General features: G+C 66.6%; 17 protein-coding genes. 13 read left to right on the forward strand and 4 right to left on the reverse strand.

Going from position 1 to position 19251, the window contains the following annotated elements; genetic code table 11:
* Nucleotides 1–85: 85 nt before the first annotated feature.
* Complete coding sequence (locus V3B46_RS10730; RefSeq protein ID WP_329891874.1) at nucleotides 86–1279, reverse strand: pyridoxal phosphate-dependent aminotransferase; 1194 nt, start codon at nucleotides 1277–1279, stop codon at nucleotides 86–88.
* A gap of 192 nt (nucleotides 1280–1471) precedes the next feature.
* On the opposite strand from V3B46_RS10730, the gene V3B46_RS10735 reads away from it, so the two are divergent.
* From V3B46_RS10735 to hslU, 9 genes are all read left to right on the forward strand, one after another.
* Nucleotides 1472–3583: a S9 family peptidase gene (locus V3B46_RS10735; protein WP_154264467.1), complete on the forward strand. Its 2112-nt coding sequence runs from the start codon at nucleotides 1472–1474 to the stop codon at nucleotides 3581–3583.
* A gap of 54 nt (nucleotides 3584–3637) precedes the next feature.
* Nucleotides 3638–4063 (forward strand): YbaN family protein, encoded by a 426-nt coding sequence (locus tag V3B46_RS10740; RefSeq protein WP_154264466.1) that lies wholly within the window; start codon nucleotides 3638–3640, stop codon nucleotides 4061–4063.
* A 159-nt stretch (nucleotides 4064–4222) separates the two neighbouring features.
* Entirely contained in the window at nucleotides 4223–4495 is a 273-nt protein-coding gene (lptM, locus tag V3B46_RS10745) for an LPS translocon maturation chaperone LptM (RefSeq protein WP_329891875.1), read from the forward strand.
* On the forward strand, nucleotides 4488–5339 hold the full coding sequence (gene dapF / locus V3B46_RS10750; RefSeq protein ID WP_154264465.1) for a diaminopimelate epimerase: 852 nt from the start codon (nucleotides 4488–4490) through the stop codon (nucleotides 5337–5339). Before lptM ends, dapF begins: the two co-directional genes overlap by 8 nt.
* The gene (locus V3B46_RS10755; RefSeq protein WP_329891876.1) at nucleotides 5336–6010 is read left to right on the forward strand and encodes a DUF484 family protein; all 675 of its coding nucleotides are present in this window, start codon (nucleotides 5336–5338) and stop codon (nucleotides 6008–6010) included. The genes dapF and V3B46_RS10755 overlap by 4 nt, the downstream gene beginning before the upstream one ends.
* Nucleotides 6011–6023: 13 nt before the next feature.
* The gene (xerC, locus tag V3B46_RS10760) at nucleotides 6024–6914 is read left to right on the forward strand and encodes a tyrosine recombinase XerC (RefSeq protein ID WP_154264463.1); all 891 of its coding nucleotides are present in this window, start codon (nucleotides 6024–6026) and stop codon (nucleotides 6912–6914) included.
* Between the two features lie 77 nt (nucleotides 6915–6991).
* The gene (locus tag V3B46_RS10765) at nucleotides 6992–7192 is read left to right on the forward strand and encodes a DUF3079 domain-containing protein (RefSeq protein ID WP_032129030.1); all 201 of its coding nucleotides are present in this window, start codon (nucleotides 6992–6994) and stop codon (nucleotides 7190–7192) included.
* Between the two features lie 172 nt (nucleotides 7193–7364).
* A complete protein-coding gene (gene hslV, locus V3B46_RS10770; protein WP_005411093.1) occupies nucleotides 7365–7916 on the forward strand; it encodes an ATP-dependent protease subunit HslV in 552 nt (183 codons plus the stop codon).
* Between the two features lie 102 nt (nucleotides 7917–8018).
* Nucleotides 8019–9392 carry an ATP-dependent protease ATPase subunit HslU gene (hslU, locus tag V3B46_RS10775; protein WP_329891877.1) on the forward strand — a complete coding sequence of 458 codons (1374 nt, stop codon included), beginning with the start codon at nucleotides 8019–8021 and terminating at the stop codon, nucleotides 9390–9392.
* 54 nt (nucleotides 9393–9446) lie between these two features.
* Here the strand turns inward: hslU and V3B46_RS10780 are convergent, their stop codons facing one another.
* The 3 genes from V3B46_RS10780 to smeT are packed head-to-tail and all read right to left on the reverse strand — an operon-like array spanning nucleotide 9447 to nucleotide 11642.
* Complete coding sequence (locus V3B46_RS10780; protein ID WP_329891878.1) at nucleotides 9447–10439, reverse strand: Gfo/Idh/MocA family protein; 993 nt, start codon at nucleotides 10437–10439, stop codon at nucleotides 9447–9449.
* Between the two features lie 37 nt (nucleotides 10440–10476).
* Entirely contained in the window at nucleotides 10477–10986 is a 510-nt protein-coding gene (locus tag V3B46_RS10785; protein ID WP_329891879.1) for a MepB family protein, read from the reverse strand.
* Nucleotides 10983–11642, reverse strand: coding sequence for an efflux transporter SmeDEF transcriptional repressor SmeT (smeT, locus tag V3B46_RS10790; RefSeq protein ID WP_005419430.1), 660 nt, complete (start codon nucleotides 11640–11642; stop codon nucleotides 10983–10985). The genes V3B46_RS10785 and smeT overlap by 4 nt, the downstream gene beginning before the upstream one ends.
* Before the next feature lie 227 nt (nucleotides 11643–11869).
* Here smeT and smeD (V3B46_RS10795) point away from each other — a divergent pair, with 227 nt between their 5' ends.
* The 4 genes from smeD (V3B46_RS10795) (at nucleotide 11870) to smeD (V3B46_RS10810) (ending at nucleotide 19167) form a co-directional block, all read left to right on the forward strand.
* Entirely contained in the window at nucleotides 11870–13054 is a 1185-nt protein-coding gene (smeD, locus tag V3B46_RS10795; protein WP_329891880.1) for a multidrug efflux RND transporter periplasmic adaptor subunit SmeD, read from the forward strand.
* A 12-nt stretch (nucleotides 13055–13066) separates the two neighbouring features.
* Nucleotides 13067–16189, forward strand: coding sequence for a multidrug efflux RND transporter permease subunit SmeE (gene smeE / locus V3B46_RS10800; RefSeq protein ID WP_154264459.1), 3123 nt, complete (start codon nucleotides 13067–13069; stop codon nucleotides 16187–16189).
* A 110-nt stretch (nucleotides 16190–16299) separates the two neighbouring features.
* Nucleotides 16300–17700, forward strand: a complete 1401-nt coding sequence (smeF, locus tag V3B46_RS10805) for a multidrug efflux RND transporter outer membrane subunit SmeF (RefSeq protein ID WP_154264458.1) — start codon at nucleotides 16300–16302, stop codon at nucleotides 17698–17700.
* A gap of 315 nt (nucleotides 17701–18015) precedes the next feature.
* Complete coding sequence (gene smeD / locus V3B46_RS10810) at nucleotides 18016–19167, forward strand: multidrug efflux RND transporter periplasmic adaptor subunit SmeD (protein ID WP_489686288.1); 1152 nt, start codon at nucleotides 18016–18018, stop codon at nucleotides 19165–19167.
* The last annotated feature ends 84 nt before the right edge of the window (nucleotides 19168–19251 follow it).

Genomic DNA, 19251 nt, shown 5'->3' on the forward strand with positions numbered 1-19251 from the left:
TGTCCCGCCGCGCCCCGCCGCCCCCGCCCCCCCCCCCCCCCCCCCCCCGCGCCCCCGCCCCCCCCCCCCGCCCCCCCCACGACCGTCAACGTGATCCTTGCCAACGCTTCAACCCGCGTGCAATCCGCGCCACCGCCTCCTGCAGCCGCGGCACTTCCTGGATATAGGCCAGGCGCACATGCTGGTTGGCGCGATGGAAACCGAAATCCAGCCCCGGGGTGAACGCCACGTGCTCGGTTTCCAGGAAGTGCGCGCAGAACGCCTGCGCGTCGTCAGTGAACGCGCTGACATCGGCGTACAGGTAGAACGCGCCCTGCGGCTCGACCTCGATGCGGAAACCCAGCTCGCGCAACGCGGGCAGCAGGAAATCACGGCGCTGGCGGAACGCATCGCGGCGCTGTTCGAAGATCGCCATCGATTCCTCGCTGAAGCAGGCCAGTGCGGCGTGCTGGGCGATGCTTGAGGCGCTGATGTACAGGTTCTGCGCCAGCTTCTCCAGGTCCGGTACCGCGGCCGGTGGGGCCACCAGCCAACCCAGCCGCCAGCCGGTCATGCCGAAATATTTGGAGAAGCTGTTCAGCACGAACGCGCTGTCATCCACCTGCAGCACGCTCGCTGCATCCAGGCCGTAGGTCAGACCGTGGTAGATCTCGTCCACCACCAGGTGGCCACCGCGCGCGTGCAGGGCCTGCGACAGTGCAGCCAGTTCGTCGGCGGACAGCACGGTGCCGGTCGGATTGGCGGGGGAGGCGACCAGTGCGCCGACGCTGTCGGCATTCCAGTGCTGTTCCACCAGCGACGGTGTGAGCTGGTAGGCGGTGTCCGGGCCGACCGGCACCAGCTGTGCACCGCCTTCCACCAGGCGCAGGAAATGACGGTTGCAGGGGTAGCCGGGGTCGGCCAGCAGCCAGTGGCGGCCGGGGTCGACCAGCAGGCTGCTGGCCAGCAGTAGCGCACCGGAGCCGCCTGGGGTGACCAGGATGCGTTCGGGATCGATATCCAGCCCGTAGTGGCTGCGATAGAAACCACTGATGGCTTGGCGTAGGGCCGGCAGGCCACGTGCGGCGGTGTAGCGGGTATGGCCGGCGGCCAATGCGGCCTGGCCGGCACGCACGACCGGTTCGGCCGTGGTGAAGTCCGGTTCGCCGATTTCCAGGTGGATCACATCGTGGCCCGCCTGTTCCAGCGCCTGCGCGCGGGCCAGCAGGGACATTACGTGGAACGGAGCGATTTCATGGCTGCGCCGGCTGTAGCCCGGCGTGTGGGGCAGGGTACTCATGTGCCCATGGTACGCCGCGCGTCCTGGTAGTGCCGGCCGCTGGCCGGCAACCACCCGCCTCTGTTTATCCCGAGGTTGCCGGCCAGCGGCCAGCACTACCCATGACGATCCGCAGGGTTGCCCGCAACCCTCCTGCAACCCAGACTCGAGCACAAGGACGCCATTGCATTGCGGCTCAAGGAGCCTTATCTCATGAAATCCACCCTCTGCCTGTTGCTTGCGAGCCTGATGACCACGATCGCCACCGCCGCCACGCCGCCCGTTCCGCCGGATGCCGCCAAGCACCCGCATGTGGTCAAGGCGCCGTTCGGCGCCACCCGCAACGACGACTATTACTGGCTGCGCGACGACAAGCGCGAGAACAAGGACATGCTGGCCTATCTGCAGGCCGAGAATGCCTATGCCGACCAGTTGCTGGCGCCGCTGAAGCCGCTGGAAGACACCCTGTACAAGGAGATCGTCGGCCGCATCAAGCAGGACGATTCCAGCGTGCCGGCGCGCGAGCGCGGCTACTGGTACTACAGCCGCTTCGAGACCGGCCAGGACTACCCGATCCACGCGCGCCGCAAGGGCAGCATGGACGCGGCCGAAGAGATCCTGCTGGACGTCAACGCGATGGCCGCCGGCAAGGGCTACTTCAGCGTCGGCTCGATGGAAGTCAGCCAGGACAACCAGCTGCTGGCCTGGGCCGATGATGATGTCGGTCGCCGCCAGTACACCATCCGCTTCAAGGACCTGGCCACCGGCAAGGTGCTGCCCGATGTGATCACCGGCAGCTCCGGCGACCTGGTCTGGGCCGACGACAACCGCACCGTGCTGTATGTCGAGAACGATCCGGAAACGCTGCTGACCGTACGCGTGAAGAAGCACGTGCTGGGCACCCCGGCCAGCGCCGACACCGTCGTCTACGAAGAGAAGGACGACAGCTTCTACATGGGCATCGGCCGTACCCGCGACGACCGCTTCATCACCATCGGCGTGCACAGCACCGTGTCCTCCGAAGAGCGCTACGCCCCGGCCAGCGACCCGACCACGTTCACCGTGCTGGCGCCGCGCCAGCGCGATGTGGAGTACGACGCCGACCATTACGACGGCCGCTGGGTGATCCGCACCAACGAGGGTGCGAAGAACTTCAAGCTGGTCACCGCACCGACCGATGCGACCTCGCGCGCGCAGTGGAAGGACTGGATCGCGCATGACGACGCGGTGTTCATCGAAGGCTTCGAACTGTTCGATGCGTACACCGCCATCGCCGAACGTTCCGAGGGCCTGGAGCGCATCCGCCTGCTGTTCAAGGACGGCCGCAGCGATTACGTGAAGGCCGACGAGCCGGCGTATTCGATGGGCCTGGGCGACAACACCGAGGCTGATACGCCGTGGCTGCGCTACGTCTACACCTCGATGACCACTCCGACCACCGTGTTCGAACTGAACACCGCTACCGGCGAGCGCCGCCAGCTGAAGGTGCAGCCGGTCATCGGCTATGACGCCTCGAAGTACGAAACCGACCGCGTCTGGATCACCGCGCGCGACGGGGTGAAGGTGCCGGTGTCGCTGGTCTACCGCAAGGGTTACCAGAAGGATGGCAAGGGCGCGCTGTTCCAGTACGCCTACGGCAGCTACGGCATGTCGATGGACCCGTACTTCAACCAGACCGCGGTGAGCCTGCTCGACCGTGGCGTGGTGTATGCCATCGCCCACATCCGCGGCGGCCAGGAAATGGGCCGCGACTGGTACGAGAACGGCAAGCTGCTGCACAAGCAGAACACCTTCAACGACTTCATCGACGTCACCCGTGGCCTGGTCGCACAGGGCTGGGCGGCGAAGGATCGCGTGGCGGCCTCCGGTGGCAGTGCCGGTGGCCTGCTGATGGGCGCGGTGGCCAACCAGGCGCCGCAGGATTACCGGGTAATGGTGGCGCAGGTGCCGTTCGTCGACGTGGTCACCACCATGCTCGACCCGACCATTCCGCTGACCACCAACGAGTACGACGAGTGGGGCAATCCGGAGCAGAAGCCGTACTACGACTACATGCTGTCCTACTCGCCCTACGACAACGTGAAGCAGCAGGCGTACCCGGCGCTGTTCGTGGGCACCGGCCTGTGGGATTCGCAGGTGCAGTACTGGGAGCCGGCCAAGTGGGTGGCCAAGCTGCGTGACGACAACACCGGCCATTACCCGATCCTGTTCCGCACCAACATGGAAGCCGGCCACGGTGGCAAGTCGGGGCGCTTCCAGCGCTACCGCGAGCTGTCCGAGTCGTACGCGTTCGTGCTGCAGCAGCTGGGCATCGCCCAGCCGTAATGGTGCAGGGGTGCCGGGCGTTGCCTGGCACCCCGAACCGGTATCCTTGCGGCCATGAGCCAGCCCGACCCCTCCGCACCCCGCGATGCTGCCATGCCACCGCGCGTGGTGCGTTTCCGCTGGGCGTGGTGGCTGCTGGCCTACGTCAGCCTGGGCACCGGTATCGTCGGCATCTTCGTGCCGGGTCTTCCCACCACCGTATTCATCCTGATCTCGGCCTGGGCTGCCTCGCGTGGTTCCGAGCGCCTGCACACCTGGCTGCTGCAGCACCCGCGCTTCGGCCCGGCCATTGCCAACTGGCAGGCACACGGGGCGGTGAGCCGCTACGGCAAGTGGATGGCCACGATCACCATGGCAGTGTGCGCCGGCATCATGCTGTGGTGCGTGCCGATTGCCTGGGTGAAGTGGTTCTCGATCGGCAGCATGACCGTGGTGGCGATCTGGCTGTGGACTCGGCCGCTGCCGCCGCCGGAGGGCTGAACATGGCCCGCCAGCGGCGCCCGTGGGGGGGGCGGTAAGGGGTAGAGTCGACTGTTAGTCGACTGCTCTTCCAACGGCCGCGAAACCCGCGCTGCGCGCGATAGTCGACTAACAGTCGACTCTACCATCCGCTCAGCCGCCAATGGCTATACTCGGGGCATGAAGATCCCCCATCGAAACGCCATCCTGATTCCGCTGGCAGCGGCCTCGCTGCTGCTCCTCGCCGCCTGCGGCAACAAGGGCCCGCTGGTACTGCCGCAGAAGCCGGTGCCGGTGGAAGAAACCGTCGAACCGGTTGCCGAGCCCGCTACCGAGGCGCCCCCGGCGGAGACCCAGGGCAGCGCCACGCCGGCCACGACCGTGGACCCGGCTGCACCGACCACGCAACTGGCGCCTGCGCCTGCGAAGAAGGTGGGCGGCGGGAATGAGTAAGGCCGGTTCCAAGGCCCTGCGCTTCAGCAAGATGCACGGCGCGGGCAATGATTTCGTAGTGATCGACCTGCGTGACGGCACGGCACCGCCCACGCCTGAACTGGCCGCGCGCCTGGCCGACCGCCACACCGGCGTCGGCTGCGATCAGATCCTGACCATCGAAGCGCCGCGCGCGGAAGGCTCGGTGGCGTCGTACCGCATCTGGAATGCCGACGGTTCCAATTCCGAGCAGTGCGGCAACGGCGCGCGCTGCATCGCGGCCTGGCTGGTGCGTGAAGGCAGTGCGCAGGGTGATCAGTTCGTCATCGACAGCCCGCTGGCCAGTCATGAGGTGAAGGCCCTGGGCGATGGCCAGTTCGCGGTGACCATGGGCGTGCCTGCGTTCGAGCCGGTCAACGTGCCGCTGGTGGGCTTCGCCCATGCACGCGAGGAGTACCTGCTGCCGTTGCAGGGCGAGAGCATACGCTTCGCCGCGGTGTCGATGGGCAATCCGCATGCGGTGATCGAAGTGGGCCTGATCGATGCAGCACCGGTCGAGCGCGTCGGTTCGCTGCTGCAGCAGCATGCCTCGTTTCCGCGCTCGGTGAACGTGGGTTTTGCCCAGGTGATGGGCCCGGCGCATGCACGTCTGCGTGTGAATGAACGTGGCGTCGGCGAAACCCTGGCCTGCGGCAGCGGCGCCTGCGCCGCTGCGGTGACCCTGATGCAGCGTGGCCGCCTGCAGCGCGATGCCTGCATCAGCCTGCCCGGGGGTGACCTGCGCATCCAGTGGCCGGGCGATGGCCAGCCGGTGGTGATGGCCGGCCCGACCGCATTCGTCTTCGAAGGGGAGTGGATCGCATGACCGAAACCGCCGACAAGCTCGGGGCCCATGAGGTCGCTGCCTGGTTGCGGCGACATCCCGGCTTCCTCAAGCAGTTCCCCGACCTGGCCCTGACCCTGGTGGTGCCGCGCGACGACGGCCCGACCGCGTCGCTGGCCAGCTACCAGCTGGAAGTGCTGCGCGAGAAGAACCGCGAGCTGGCGCGACGGTTGGCTGACCTGGGCGCCACCGCCCAGGTCAACGAACGCTTGGCGGTGCGCACGCACCAGCTGACCCTGGCATTGATGAAGCAGGACAACGCCGCCGACACCCTGCGCGCGATGGCCGCTTCGCTGCAGGAAGACTTTGCCGGCGACCTGGTGCGGTTGGTGGTGCATGCGCCGGTGGCCGGGCTGGAACAGGCCGACTGGCTGCAGGTGATCGCCGCCGATGATGCGCAGCTGGGCCCGTTCCGCGACTGCCTGAAGGACGGCGAGCCGATCTGCGGGCGCCTGCAGCCGGAAAAGAATGCCGTGCTGTACGGCGTGCGCAGCGAAGAAGTGCAGACCACCGCGCTGCTGCCGTTGCCGGGCGTGGGCCTGATTGCTGTGGGCAGCCACGACCCGAACCGCTTCTACCCGGGCATGGGCACGCTGTTCCTGCGCATGATGGGCGATGCGTTGGCCACCGGCCTGAAGCGCTTCCCGGGCTGAGCAGGACACGACGATGAGTGCGGTACAGGCCTTCCTGCAGCATCTGCAGGTAGAGCGGCGGATGTCGGCGCATACGCTCGATGCCTACCGCCGTGACCTGGACGCGTTGTCGGTATGGGCCGAGCCGCGCGGTGTTGCGGTGGACGCACTCGATGCCGAGGCGCTGCGCCAGTTCGTTGCCGACGAGCACCGCAGAGGCCTGTCAGCCAAAAGCCTGCAGCGCCGCTTGTCGGCCTGCCGCAGCTTCTACGCCTGGCTGCTCAAGCACGGGCGCATCGAGGCCAGTCCGGCGGCGACGCTGAAGGCGCCGCGTGCGCCGCGCCGGTTGCCGCAGGTGCTTGACGCCGACGAAGCCGTGCAGCTGGTCGAGCTGGAACCGGAAGGTGAGCTCGGCCGCCGTGACCGCGCGCTGCTGGAACTGTTCTATTCCTCTGGCCTGCGCCTGAGCGAAGTCTGCGCGCTGACCTGGCGCGACCTGGATTTCGACAGCGGCCTGGTCAACGTGCTGGGCAAGGGCAACCGCCAGCGTCGCGTGCCGTTTGGCAGGCCAGCGCGCGAAGCACTGCAGGCGTGGCGCACGGAAAGTGGCGGCGGCCCGGCCTCGCCGGTGTTTCCCGGTCGCAACGGGCCGATCAGCCAGCGTGCGGTGCAGATCCGCATCCGCCAACTGGCGCAGCGCCAAGGCCTGTTCAAGCACGTGCACCCGCACATGCTGCGGCACAGTTTTGCCAGCCATATCCTGGAATCGTCCGGCGACCTGCGCGGTGTGCAGGAACTGCTTGGCCATGCCGACATCGCAACCACCCAGATCTATACCCACCTTGATTTCCAGCACCTGGCCAAGGTCTACGACGCCGCGCATCCACGTGCGAAGCGCCGCAGCAAGGACGACAAGGCTGAATAGAACGCCCTTGATCTGGATCAGGGCAGGGCGGGCGCTACCGGCGCATCGTGGCCGCAGGCCACGAGGAACCCGCCACCATGGCGAAGCCCATTCCGCTGCATCCCAAACACCCCGAGCGCATCTGCTGGGGCTGCGACCGCTACTGCGCGGCTGACGCACTGGCCTGCGGCAATGGCTCCGGTCGCACCCAGCATCCGATCGAGACGCAGGGTGAAGACTGGTACCTCGCTTGGGGCATCGAGCCCAATCCGGACCGGCCGTCACAGGCAAAACGTTGAACGGCAGGCGTTCCACGTTCGGGCGGCGGGGTCCGCGCGCATTGCGATGCGCTCGTTGGAACGGCGCCCTCTGTCCATGGGGCGCAGCCAAGCGCTGAACGGCAGCCATCCGCACAGGCTTGATCGCACCCGGCGCTGTCCCCATGTCCCGGGAACAGCTATCGGAGGCCGCATGGACCCCAGTCAGAATCCCAACGTTTTCCACGCCACCACCATCGTCTGCGTCCGTCGCGGCGAGCACGTGGCCATTGCCGGCGACGGCCAGGTCACGCTGGGCCACACCGTGATGAAGGGCAATGCGCGCAAGGTGCGCCGCCTTGGCCGTGATGGCCAAGTGCTGGCCGGCTTCGCCGGTGCCGCCGCCGATGCCTTCACTCTGTTCGAACTGTTCGAGGCCAAGCTGGAAAAGCACGGCCAACTGCAGCGCGCTGCGGTCGAACTGGCCAAGGATTGGCGCACCGAGCGCCGCCTCGGCAAGCTCGAAGCCCTGCTGGCAGTGGCCGACAAGGAAACCTCGCTGATCATCAGCGGCACCGGCGATGTGATCGAGCCGGAGGACGGCATCATCGCCATCGGATCCGGTGGTTCCTACGCACTCTCGGCCGCGCGCGCGCTGATGGCGCACACCGAACTGGATGCGCGCACCATTGCCAGCGAAGCGATCGGCATTGCCGGCGACATCTGCATCTACACCAACCGCAACGTGGTGGTCGAGGAGCTGTGAGGGTCGTGCCGGCCGCTGGCCGGCAACCTCTGATCCCCCGCACGCGTGCCTGGTTGCCGGCCAGTGGCCGGCACTACCGACAATGAATCCGTGAGCACATCCATGTCGAAGATCGAAGTTTCCTCCGCCACCATGACCCCGCGCGAGATCGTGCAGGAACTGGACAGGCATATCGTGGGCCAGCACGACGCCAAGCGCGCCGTGGCCATTGCCCTGCGCAACCGCTGGCGCCGCATGCAGCTGGTGCCCGAGCTGCGCAATGAAGTGATGCCGAAGAACATCCTGATGATCGGCCCGACCGGCGTTGGCAAGACCGAGATCGCGCGCCGCCTGGCCACGCTGGCCAACGCACCGTTCGTGAAGGTCGAAGCCACCCGCTTCACCGAAGTCGGCTACGTCGGCAAGGACGTTGAGCAGATCATCCGCGACCTGGCCGATACCGCGGTCAAGCTGTACCGCGAACAGGCCAAGGTGCGCGTGCGTACCCAGGCTGAAGAACGCGCCGAAGATCGCATCCTCGATGCGCTGCTGCCGCGCCGCAGCGGTGGCATCGGTTTCGATCCGGAAGTCGCCCGCAACGAGCCGTCGGCGCAGGACAACGAGACCCGCATCAAGTTCCGCAAGATGCTGCGCAACGGTGAGCTGGACGAGCGCGAGATCGAGCTCGACCTGGCTGCCAACGTCAGCATGGACATCATGACCCCGCCGGGCATGGAGGAAATGGGCCAGCAACTGAAGTCGATGTTTGCCAACCTTGGCGGCGGCGCCAAAGCGCACAAGCGCACGCTGACCATCAAGGCCGCGCGTCCGCTGCTGATCGAGGAAGAGGCCGGCAAGCTGGTCAACGAGGAGGACATCCGCACCGCTGCGATCGAAGCCTGCGAGCAGCACGGCATCGTCTTCATCGACGAGATCGACAAGGTTGCCAAGCGTGGTGACAACGTGGGTGGTGGCGACGTGTCGCGCGAAGGCGTGCAGCGCGACCTGCTGCCGCTGGTGGAAGGCTCCAACGTGTCCACCAAGTACGGCACGATCAAGACCGACCACATCCTGTTCATTGCTTCGGGCGCGTTCCACCTGGCCAAGCCCAGCGACCTGATTCCGGAGCTGCAGGGCCGCTTCCCGATCCGCGTGGAGCTGGGTGCGCTGAGCAAGGGTGATTTCGTGCGCATCCTGACCGAGCCGAAGGCCGCGCTGACCAAGCAGTACGAAGCGCTGCTGGCCACCGAAGGCGTCAAGGTCAGCTTCACTGCCGATGCCATTGATCGTCTGGCCGAGATCGCTTTCCAGGTGAACGAACGCCAGGAAAACATCGGTGCGCGCCGCCTTCATACGGTGCTGGAGCGGCTGCTGGATTCGCTCAGCTACGAGGCGCCGGACCGCGACGGCGAGACCCTGGCTATCGACAGTGCTTATGTCGATGCGCATCTGGGTGAGCTGGTGCAGGATCCGGACCTGAGCCGCTACATCCTGTAACGCCCGACGCTGCAAAGCATGAGGCCGCCGAAAGGCGGCCTTTTTTGTTGTTGGTCAGTGCGGATGTCTGGCGCGGTAGGCCTGCAGCACCTGGTCGATCACCGCGCTGGTGCGGGCGGCGCTGACGCCGTTCGACGGCGAGTGGCCCCTGCCACCCAACTCATCCACTACGGTAGCGATCAACGGCTGCTGGATCGACGGCGGGTTCGGGATGTCGAACGCCTGCACGCCGGCCTCGGTCTCCAGAACCACCGGAACATCCTCGAAGGTGGCAAAGCGCAGCTGCCCGCGGTCGCCGGTGATTTCGATTTCATCCTGGCGGCGAAAGGCACAGAAGCTCCACTGCGCGATGCCATGCGCGCCAATTCCGGTGCGGAAGCACATCGAGACGCTGTCCTCGGCGGCGTAGGCGGCGGTCAACGAGCTGGCCAGGCCACGCACATCGCTCAGCGGCCCCAATAGATGGTCGAGCAGGTCCAGGGTATGCGAGCCCAGATCGACGAACAGCCCGCCGCCGGCGATCGCCGGATTGGTCCGCCAGAAGTCCGGCGATGCGGCATTCGCCGAATGCGGCCGGTGCAGGGTCGCGCGCACGCTGCGCGGCGTGCCGATCGCGCCGCTGTCCAGCAGCTGCTTCACCTGCGCGAAGCGGGGCAGGGCGCGGCGGTAATAGGCCACGAACACCGGCACGCCGCGGCGTGCGCTGGCCTCCAGCACGCGCTCGCATTCCGCGTGATCCATGGCCATCGGCTTTTCGATGTAGACCGGCTTGCCCGCGGCAATCGCCTGCAATGCGTATTGCATGTGCGTCGAGGGCGGCGTCGCAACGTAGATCGCGTTCACTTCCGGATCGGCGATGAGCGCATCGGCGTCCGCGTACCAGCGTGGAATGGCATGGCGCCGCGCGTAATCTTCAGCCAACGCCGCATTGCGGCGCATGACCGCTGCTACCCGTGAGCCGGGTGTGCTGGCCAGGGCGGGGCCGCTCTTCTTCTCGGTGACGCTGCCGCAGCCGATGAAGCCCCACACCACGTTGTCCAGGATCATCACGATGCGTCCAGAGAAGGGGGAAGGTCCGCCCGGTTCAACCCAGTAGTGAGCGTAATCGATCACCGGCGGAGGCGGAGATATCGGCATCGGTGGGCAGGAAGCAACGCAGCTGCCACTGCCGGGTCCGGATCGCGTCCTTTGCGGTCGGCGTGCTCCACGGCGGATAGACACGGAGAGCACGCTTTCCGCCCTTGCCATCGCGCGACATCACGCCGCGCTCGATCAGCAGGGTGCGGTGGAAGATGAACTGCCCGCGCTGTGTTCCGTCGAAGACCGCGATCACCACGCACTGCACAGCATCGGCTGAATCCAGCGGAGCGATATCAGCACCGGGGGCGGGGCGTTTCCACAGGGTTACGAACTGGCCGGTCTTGGTGGGGGTGATCTTCGCGACGCGGAACACGATGCTGTGGCCCTCAAGGGCAAAGCGGCAGGCGCCGTACTCAGCGCTTTCCGCTTCCGCCACGATCGGTCCGGTCAACTGCAGCCCTGCGGGCAGGTAGAGATCGTGCAATGCCGCGGTGGCGGCAGCAATGCCGCTCATGCTTCCGGCAACGGCTCGGGCACCGTTCCGGGGACGAACACGCCGTCCTTCACGTAGGCGGCCAGGGTCATGTCCAGCGCGAGCATGCCGTCGCGCTTGAGGTCCATCAGCTCCGGTTCGACCATCGCGCCGTGCAGCACGCCCAGCACGGTGGCGTGCAGCATGCGCGCGGCGATCTTCGGGTCGGCGCCTTCGCGCAGCTGGCCCAGATCGCGGGCGCGGCGCAGGGCGCGCTCCATCCGGTCCAGCGCATCGCGGAAACCGGCCTGCTGCATTTCGGTCAGCACCTTGGTGTCGGCCGACGCATCGCTGCGCAGCATGATCTCCATGGTCTTGCGCAGGCGCTCGTCCTCGGACAGCTCGATGAACGAGTGGATCATCACCGCGCGCAGGTCGTGCACCGGGGTGTCGCGCTGGTCGGTGGAGGTGCGCTCCAGTTCCTGCATGAAGGGCAGGTGCACCCGTTCGACGATCGCGGCCAGCACCTCGCTCTTGTTCTTGAAGTGCCAGTACACCGCGCCACGGGTGTAGCCGGCGCGGGCGCCGATCATCTCCAGCGTGGTACGGGCCACGCCGTGTTCATGGAAGCAGGCTTCGGCGGCGTCAAGGATGCCTTCCCGGGTTGCCTGGGTGTCCTCTTTGGTCTTGCGGGCCATGGGTGTGGGTACGAGTGCGGGTGAAACGTGGCTGAATTGTACCGGTTTACAAACAAACAAGCATGTATGTATATTTCGCACCCATCATTCCCGTCGTGTGCGTGGCAGGCCGGTCCGGCTCCCACTCCACCCGGGTGGGCGCGATCTGCAGGGCTTTCGCCGGAACACGGGGGAGAGCTGTCGTATCAGCGTCTTCTGAGATTCCTTCCTCCAAGAGCCTTTCTGTCATGTTGCTGAGCCGAATCCGACCCTTTGCACTGTCGCTGGCAATCGCCGCGACCGTGGCTGCCTGCGGCGGCCAACCCCAGGCCCCCGAACAGGGCCCGGGTGACGTCACTGTGGTCACGCTGAAGTCCGAGACCGTGGGCCTGACCCGCGAACTGCCGGGCCGAACCAATGCCTTCCTGGTTGCCGAAGTGCGCCCGCAGGTCAATGGCATCGTCGCCAAGCGCCTGTTCACCGAAGGCGGCGTGGTCAAGGCCGGCGAGCCGCTGTACCAGATCGAGGACGCCAGCTACCGTGCCCAGGCCAACAGTGCCCGTGCCCAGCTGGCTCGTGCCGAGGCCACCGCCAACGCCGCCCGCCTGAGCGCCAAGCGCATCACCGAGCTGGCCAAGGTTGATGCGGTCAGCCAGCAGGACCTGGAAAACGCGGTGGCCGCGCAGAAGCAGGCCGAGGCTGATGTTGGTGCCGCCAAGGCCTCGCTGGACGCGGCCAACGTCACCCTGGGCTATGCCCGCATCACCGCGCCGATCAGTGGCCGCATCGGCAAGTCCAGCGTCACCCAGGGCGCGCTGGTCAGCGCCGGTCAGGCAACCGCGCTGGCCACCGTGCAGCAGCTGGACCCGATCTACGTCGACCTCACCCAGTCCTCGGCCGAGCTGCTGCAGCTGCGCCGTGAACTGGCCGCCGGCCGCCTGCAGGACAACCAGCAGACCCCGGTCAGCATCCTGATGGAAGACGGCAGCACCTTCGAGCACAAGGGCACGCTGGAGTTCTCCGAAGTCAGCGTCGACCCGGCCACCGGCAGCTTCGGCCTGCGCGTGAAGGTGGACAATCCGGACGGCCTGCTGATGCCGGGCACGTACGTGCGTGCGGTGATCGGCGGCGGTGTGCGCAGCGATGCAGTGCTGGTGCCGATGGCCGGCATCGCCCGCGATCCGAAGGGTGACACCTCCGCGATGGTGGTCGACAAGGACAACAAGGTCGAAGTGCGCCCGGTCAAGGTCAGCCGCACGGTCGGCGACAAGTGGCTGGTCGAGGACGGTCTGAAGGCCGGTGACAAGGTCATCGTCGAAGGCCTGCAGAAGATCGGCCCCGGCATGCCGGTCAAGGCCACCGAGAAGGGCGCTGCTCCGGCCAAGCCGACAGCGGCCGCCCAGCCTGCCGCTCCGGCCGGCGACGCGAAGTAAGCGGAGAACCCCATGGCACGCTTTTTCATCGATCGACCCATCTTTGCATGGGTGATCGCCATCATCATCATGCTCGCCGGCGGCCTGGCCCTGTTCAAGCTGCCGGTCTCGATGTACCCCAACGTCGCACCGCCGGCGGTGGAAATCAGCGCCACCTACCCGGGTGCATCGGCCAAGGTGGTCGAGGACTCGGTGACGCAGATCATCGAGCAGAACATGAAGGGCCTTGATGGCCTGATCTATTTCTCCTCCAACAGCTCGTCCAACGGCCAGGCCACCATCACCCTGACCTTCGAGAGCGGCACCAACCCGGACATCGCCCAGGTGCAGGTGCAGAACAAGCTGCAGCTGGCCATGCCGCTGCTGCCGCAGGAAGTGCAGCGGCAGGGCATCAACGTGGCCAAGTCCAGCTCGGGCTTCCTGAACGTCATTGCGTTCGTGTCCGAAAACGGCAGCATGGACGCCAACGACATCGCCGACTACGTCGGTTCCAATGTCGTCGACCGTCTGAGCCGCGTGCCGGGCGTGGGCAACATCCAGGTGTTCGGTGGCAAGTACGCCATGCGTATCTGGCTGGACCCGAACAAGCTGCATACCTATGGCCTGTCGGTCGCGGAAGTGACCGCAGCGGTCAAGGCACAGAACGCCCAGGTGGCCATCGGCCAGCTCGGCGGTGCGCCGTCGATCAAGGGCCAGCAGCTCAACGCCACCATCAATGCGCAGTCGCGCCTGCAGACCCCGGAACAGTTCCGCAACATCATCGTGCGCGGTGCGCAGGACGGTGCCGAGCTGCGCCTGGGCGATGTCGCCCGCGTCGAACTGGGTGCAGAGTCCTACGACTTCGTCACCCGCTACAACGGCCAGCCGGCCAGCGGCCTGGCGGTCACCCTGGCCACCGGCGCCAACGCGCTGGATACCGCGGCCGGCGTGGATGCCGCGCTGCAGGACATGAAGAGCTTCTTCCCGGCCGGCCTGAAGGCCGAGATCCCGTACGACACGACCCCGTTCGTGCGCGTGTCGATCAAGGGCGTGGTGCAGACCCTGATCGAAGCGATCGTGCTGGTGTTCGTGGTGATGTACCTGTTCCTGCAGAACTTCCGCGCCACTCTGATCCCGACCATCGCCGTGCCGGTGGTGCTGCTGGGTACCTTCGGCGTGCTGGCGATGCTGGGCTTCTCGGTGAACATGCTGACCATGTTCGCGATGGTGCTGGCGATCGGCCTGCTGGTGGATGATGCCATCGTGGTGGTGGAGAACGTCGAGCGCATCATGTCCGAGGAAGGACTGTCGCCGCTCGAGGCCACCCGCAAGTCGATGGGCCAGATCACCGGCGCGCTGGTAGGCATCGGCCTGGTGCTGTCGGCGGTGTTCGTGCCGATGGCCTTCATGAGCGGTTCCACCGGCGTGATCTATCGCCAGTTCTCGGCCACGATCGTTTCGGCGATGGCACTGTCGGTGCTGGTCGCGATCGTGCTGACCCCGGCGCTGTGCGCGACCATGCTCAAGCCGCTGAAGAAGGGTGAGCACCACGTGGCCCACCGCGGCCTGGCCGGTCGGTTCTTCAACGGCTTCAACCGCGGCTTCGATCGCACCAGCGAAAGCTACCAGCGCGGCGTGCGCGGCATCATCCACCGTCCGTGGCGCTTCATGGGCATCGTGGCGGCATTGTTCGTGCTGATGGGCGTGCTGTTCGTGCGCCTGCCCAGCTCGTTCCTGCCCAACGAAGACCAGGGTGTGCTGATGGCGCTGGTGCAGGCGCCGGTCGGTGCCACCCAGGAACGTACGCTGGAATCGATCGCGGCACTGGAAAACCACTTCCTGCAGAACGAGAAGGATGCGGTGGACTCGGTGTTCTCGGTGCAGGGCTTCAGCTTCGCCGGCATGGGCCAGAACGCCGGCATGGCATTCGTCAAGCTGAAGGACTGGAGCGAGCGTGACGCCGACAATGGCGTGATGCCGATCACCGGTCGCGCGATGGCAGCACTGGGCCAGATCAAGGATGCCTTCATCTTCGCCTTCCCGCCGCCGGCCATTCCGGAACTGGGTACCGCGTCGGGCTACACCTTCTTCCTGAAGGACAACAGCGGCCAGGGCCACGAGGCACTGGTGGCCGCGCGCAACCAGCTGCTGGGCCTCGCCGCCGGCAGCAAGAAGCTGGCCAACGTGCGCCCGAACGGCCAGGAAGACACGCCGCAGTTCCGCATCGACATCGATGCGGCCAAGGCGACCTCGCTGGGGCTGTCGATCGACCAGATCAACGGTACCTTGGCCGCCGCATGGGGCAGCTCGTACATCGACGACTTCGTCGATCGTGGCCGCGTCAAGCGTGTGTTCGTGCAGGCCGACCAGCCGTTCCGCATGGTGCCGGAGGACTTCGACCTCTGGTCCGTGAAGAACGACAAGGGCGAGATGGTGCCGTTCAGCGCGTTCGCCACCAAGCACTGGGACTACGGTTCGCCGCGTCTTGAGCGCTACAACGGTGTGTCGGCGATGGAAATCCAGGGCGAACCGGCCCCGGGTGTCGCCTCCGGTGATGCCATGGCCGAGATCGAACAGCTGGCCAAGCAGCTGCCGGCGGGCTTCGGCATCGAGTGGACGGCGATGTCCTACCAGGAACGCCAGGCCGGCTCGCAGACGCCGCTGTTGTACACGCTGTCGCTGATGATCGTGTTCCTGTGCCTGGCCGCGATGTATGAAAGCTGGAGCGTGCCGACCGCGGTGCTGCTGGCGGCCCCGCTGGGTATCCTCGGCGCGGTGCTTGCCAACACCTTCAAGGGCCTGGAACGCGACATCTACTTCCAGGTGGCGATGCTGACCACGGTGGGCCTGACCAGCAAGAACGCGATCCTGATCGTCGAGTTCGCCAAGGAAAACCTGGAGAAGGGGGCCAGCCTGATCGAGTCGATCATGCACGCCGTGCGCGACCGCTTGCGCCCGATCGTGATGACCTCGCTGGCCTTCGGCATGGGCGTGGTACCGCTGGCGATCTCCACCGGTGCCGGCTCCGGCGCCAAGCAGGCGATCGGCACCGGCGTGCTCGGCGGCATGATCGTCGGCACCGTGCTCGGCGTGTTCTTCGTGCCGCTGTTCTTCGTGGTGGTGCAGCGCGTGTTCAAGCGCAAGTCCACGACGTGACCTGAAACGGTAGTGCCGGCCGCTGGCCGGCCCCTACTGCTCGCGTGATGTGAATCCAACGAGGTTGCTGGCCAGCGGCCGGCACTACCTCCTGCCATCCGGCAGTACCGATGGAAGTCATTCCCATGAAAAGTGCATCCCTGTTTCTTTCCATTGCCGCCGCGCTCGCGCTCGCCGGCTGCTCCACCCTGGTGCCGAAGAACACCGCCGTTGCTCCGGCCATCCCGGCGCAGTGGCCGGCCGAGGCCGCGCAGGGCGAGGTGGCCGATGTCGCCGCCGTCGGCTGGCGCGACTTCTTCACCGATGCGCGCCTGCAGCAGGTGATCGACCAGTCGCTGCAGAACAACCGCGACCTGCGCGTGGCCGTACTCAACGTTGAACGCGCGCGCGGCCAGTACCGCGTACAGCGCGCCGACCGTGTGCCCGGCGTGGCTGTCACCGGCCAGATGGACCGCCGTGGTACCGACGCCGGTGTCACCGAGCAGTTCACCGCCGGTGTCGGCGTAGCCGAGTTCGAGCTGGATCTGTTCGGCCGCGTGCGCAATCTCAGTGAAGCTGCGCTGCAGCAGTACTTCGCCGTGGCCGCCAACCGCCGCAACGCGCAGCTGAGCCTGGTGGCCGAGACCGCCACGGCGTGGCTGACCTACGGGGCTGATGCGCAGCGGCTGAAGATCGCCGATGCCACGCTGAAGACCTACGAGGATTCGCTGCGCCTGGCCGAGGCCCGCCACGAGCGTGGTGGCAGTTCGGCGCTGGAGCTGACCCAGACCCGTACCCTGGTCGAGACCGCACGTACGGATGCTGCACGCCTGCGTGGCCAGCTGGCCCAGGACCGCAATGCGCTGGCGCTGCTGGCCGGTGGCCCGTTGGATCCGGCACTGCTGCCGGACAGCATCGAACCGCAGCTGCTTGCACTGGCACCGCCGCCAGCCGGCCTGCCCAGCGACGTGTTGCTGCAGCGCCCGGACATCATGGCCGCCGAACACCAGCTGCTGGCGGCCAACGCCAACATCGGTGCGGCACGCGCGGCGTTCTTCCCGAGCATCTCGCTGACCGGCAGCATCGGTAGTGGTTCGAGCGAACTGTCCAACCTGTTCGACAGTGGCACCCGCGTGTGGAGCTTCCTGCCGAAGATCACGCTGCCGATCTTCCAGGGCGGCAAGCTGCGCGCCAATCTGGCCATCGCCAATGCGGATCGCGATATCGCGCTGGCGCAGTACGAGAAGTCGATCCAGGTGGGTTTCCGCGAAACCGCGGACGCACTCGCGCTGAATGTCAGCCTGGACGAGCAGGTGAGCGCGCAGCAGCGCCTGGTGGAAGCCGCCGAACAGGCCAATCGCCTGTCGCAGGCTCGCTACGACGCCGGCCTGGACAGCTTCGTCACCCTGCTCGATGCACGGCGCACCGCCTATACCGCGCAGCAGACCCGCCTGCAGGCCGAACTGGCCCAGCAGTCCAACCGCATCACCCTGTACAAGGTACTGGGCGGCGGCTGGCACGAGCGCAGCTGAGGGAGAGCCGGCCAACGGCCGGCTCTACCTGGGTGATCGACGGCAATGCCGGCCACTGGCCGGCATTGTCCGTTTCGAGGGGATCTCATCCCCTATCGATCACGTTCCAGCAGGAAAGCTTTCCTGCGGCTGAAGGCCTGGCTTGCTTTCAGGGCTAGATACAACTTTCCTCATACCTATTGCAGCTGTCTCGCCGTCTCATCGCGTGGCGGAACGCTGCATCGATCGCCACGGGAGGCGACGGGGGCCCCGCACCTGACGCGTGGAGCGATGTGCTTGTCCCATTCCCTGTTGTGCAGTTCCCGCCGCTGGCTGATTCTCGTCGGCAGCATCCTGCTGGTTGCCTGCCAGCCTTCCGCGATGGGCCACGATCCCGGACCGATGGCAGTGCAGATGGTCACGCTGAAGTCCGAGACCGTGGGCCTGACCCGCGAACTGCCGGGCCGCACCAATGCCTTCCTGGTTGCCGAAGTGCGCCCGCAGGTCAATGGCATCGTCGCCAAGCGCCTGTTCACCGAAGGCGGCGTGGTCAAGGCCGGCGAGCCGCTGTACCAGATCGAGGACGCCAGCTACCGTGCCCAGGCCAACAGTGCCCGTGCCCAGCTGGCTCGTGCCGAGGCCACCGCCAACGCCGCCCGCCTGAGCGCCAAGCGCATCACCGAGCTGGCCAAGGTTGATGCGGTCAGCCAGCAGGACCTGGAAAACGCGGTGGCCGCGCAGAAGCAGGCCGAGGCTGATGTTGGTGCCGCCAAGGCCTCGCTGGACGCGGCCAACGTCACCCTGGGCTATGCCCGCATCACCGCGCCGATCAGTGGCCGCATCGGCAAGTCCAGCGTCACCCAGGGCGCGCTGGTCAGCGCCGGTCAGGCAACCGCGCTGGCCACCGTGCAGCAGCTGGACCCGATCTACGTCGACCTCACCCAGTCCTCGGCCGAGCTGCTGCAGCTGCGCCGTGAACTGGCCGCCGGCCGCCTGCAGGACAACCAGCAGACCCCGGTCAGCATCCTGATGGAAGACGGCAGCACCTTCGAGCACAAGGGCACGCTGGAGTTCTCCGAAGTCAGCGTCGACCCGGCCACCGGCAGCTTCGGCCTGCGCGTGAAGGTGGACAATCCGGACGGCCTGCTGATGCCGGGCACGTACGTGCGTGCGGTGATCGGCGGCGGTGTGCGCAGCGATGCAGTGCTGGTGCCGATGGCCGGCATCGCCCGCGATCCGAAGGGTGACACCTCCGCGATGGTGGTCGACAAGGACAACAAGGTCGAAGTGCGCCCGGTCAAGGTCAGCCGCACGGTCGGCGACAAGTGGCTGGTCGAGGACGGTCTGAAGGCCGGTGACAAGGTCATCGTCGAAGGCCTGCAGAAGATCGGCCCCGGCATGCCGGTCAAGGCCACCGAGAAGGGCGCTGCTCCGGCCAAGCCGACAGCGGCCGCCCAGCCTGCCGCTCCGGCCGGCGACGCGAAGTAAGCGGAGAACCCCATGGCACGCTTTTTCATCGATCGACCCATCTTTGCATGGGTGATCGCCATCATCATCATGCTCGCCGGCGGC

The sequence above is a fragment of the Stenotrophomonas sp. SMYL11 genome (genome assembly GCF_036320005.1).
Classification (GTDB): Bacteria; Pseudomonadota; Gammaproteobacteria; order Xanthomonadales; family Xanthomonadaceae; genus Stenotrophomonas; species Stenotrophomonas maltophilia_A.

Bases quoted from the DNA above. Each gene is read 5' to 3' on its own strand.
- V3B46_RS10755 (WP_329891876.1), top strand. From the start codon at position 5,336: ATGACCGAAACCGCCGACAAGCTCGGGGCCCATGAGGTCGCTGCCTGG.
- smeE (WP_154264459.1), top strand. From the start codon at position 13,067: ATGGCACGCTTTTTCATCGATCGACCCATCTTTGCATGGGTGATCGCC.
- xerC (WP_154264463.1), top strand. From the start codon at position 6,024: ATGAGTGCGGTACAGGCCTTCCTGCAGCATCTGCAGGTAGAGCGGCGG.
- dapF (WP_154264465.1), top strand. From the start codon at position 4,488: ATGAGTAAGGCCGGTTCCAAGGCCCTGCGCTTCAGCAAGATGCACGGC.
- lptM (WP_329891875.1), top strand. From the start codon at position 4,223: ATGAAGATCCCCCATCGAAACGCCATCCTGATTCCGCTGGCAGCGGCC.
- hslU (WP_329891877.1), top strand. From the start codon at position 8,019: ATGTCGAAGATCGAAGTTTCCTCCGCCACCATGACCCCGCGCGAGATC.
- V3B46_RS10765 (WP_032129030.1), top strand. From the start codon at position 6,992: ATGGCGAAGCCCATTCCGCTGCATCCCAAACACCCCGAGCGCATCTGC.
- hslV (WP_005411093.1), top strand. From the start codon at position 7,365: ATGGACCCCAGTCAGAATCCCAACGTTTTCCACGCCACCACCATCGTC.
- V3B46_RS10780 (WP_329891878.1), bottom strand. From the start codon at position 10,439: ATGATCCTGGACAACGTGGTGTGGGGCTTCATCGGCTGCGGCAGCGTC.
- V3B46_RS10740 (WP_154264466.1), top strand. From the start codon at position 3,638: ATGAGCCAGCCCGACCCCTCCGCACCCCGCGATGCTGCCATGCCACCG.
- V3B46_RS10730 (WP_329891874.1), bottom strand. From the start codon at position 1,279: ATGAGTACCCTGCCCCACACGCCGGGCTACAGCCGGCGCAGCCATGAA.
- smeD (WP_329891880.1), top strand. From the start codon at position 11,870: ATGTTGCTGAGCCGAATCCGACCCTTTGCACTGTCGCTGGCAATCGCC.
- smeT (WP_005419430.1), bottom strand. From the start codon at position 11,642: ATGGCCCGCAAGACCAAAGAGGACACCCAGGCAACCCGGGAAGGCATC.
- V3B46_RS10785 (WP_329891879.1), bottom strand. From the start codon at position 10,986: ATGAGCGGCATTGCTGCCGCCACCGCGGCATTGCACGATCTCTACCTG.
- smeF (WP_154264458.1), top strand. From the start codon at position 16,300: ATGGAAGTCATTCCCATGAAAAGTGCATCCCTGTTTCTTTCCATTGCC.
- V3B46_RS10735 (WP_154264467.1), top strand. From the start codon at position 1,472: ATGAAATCCACCCTCTGCCTGTTGCTTGCGAGCCTGATGACCACGATC.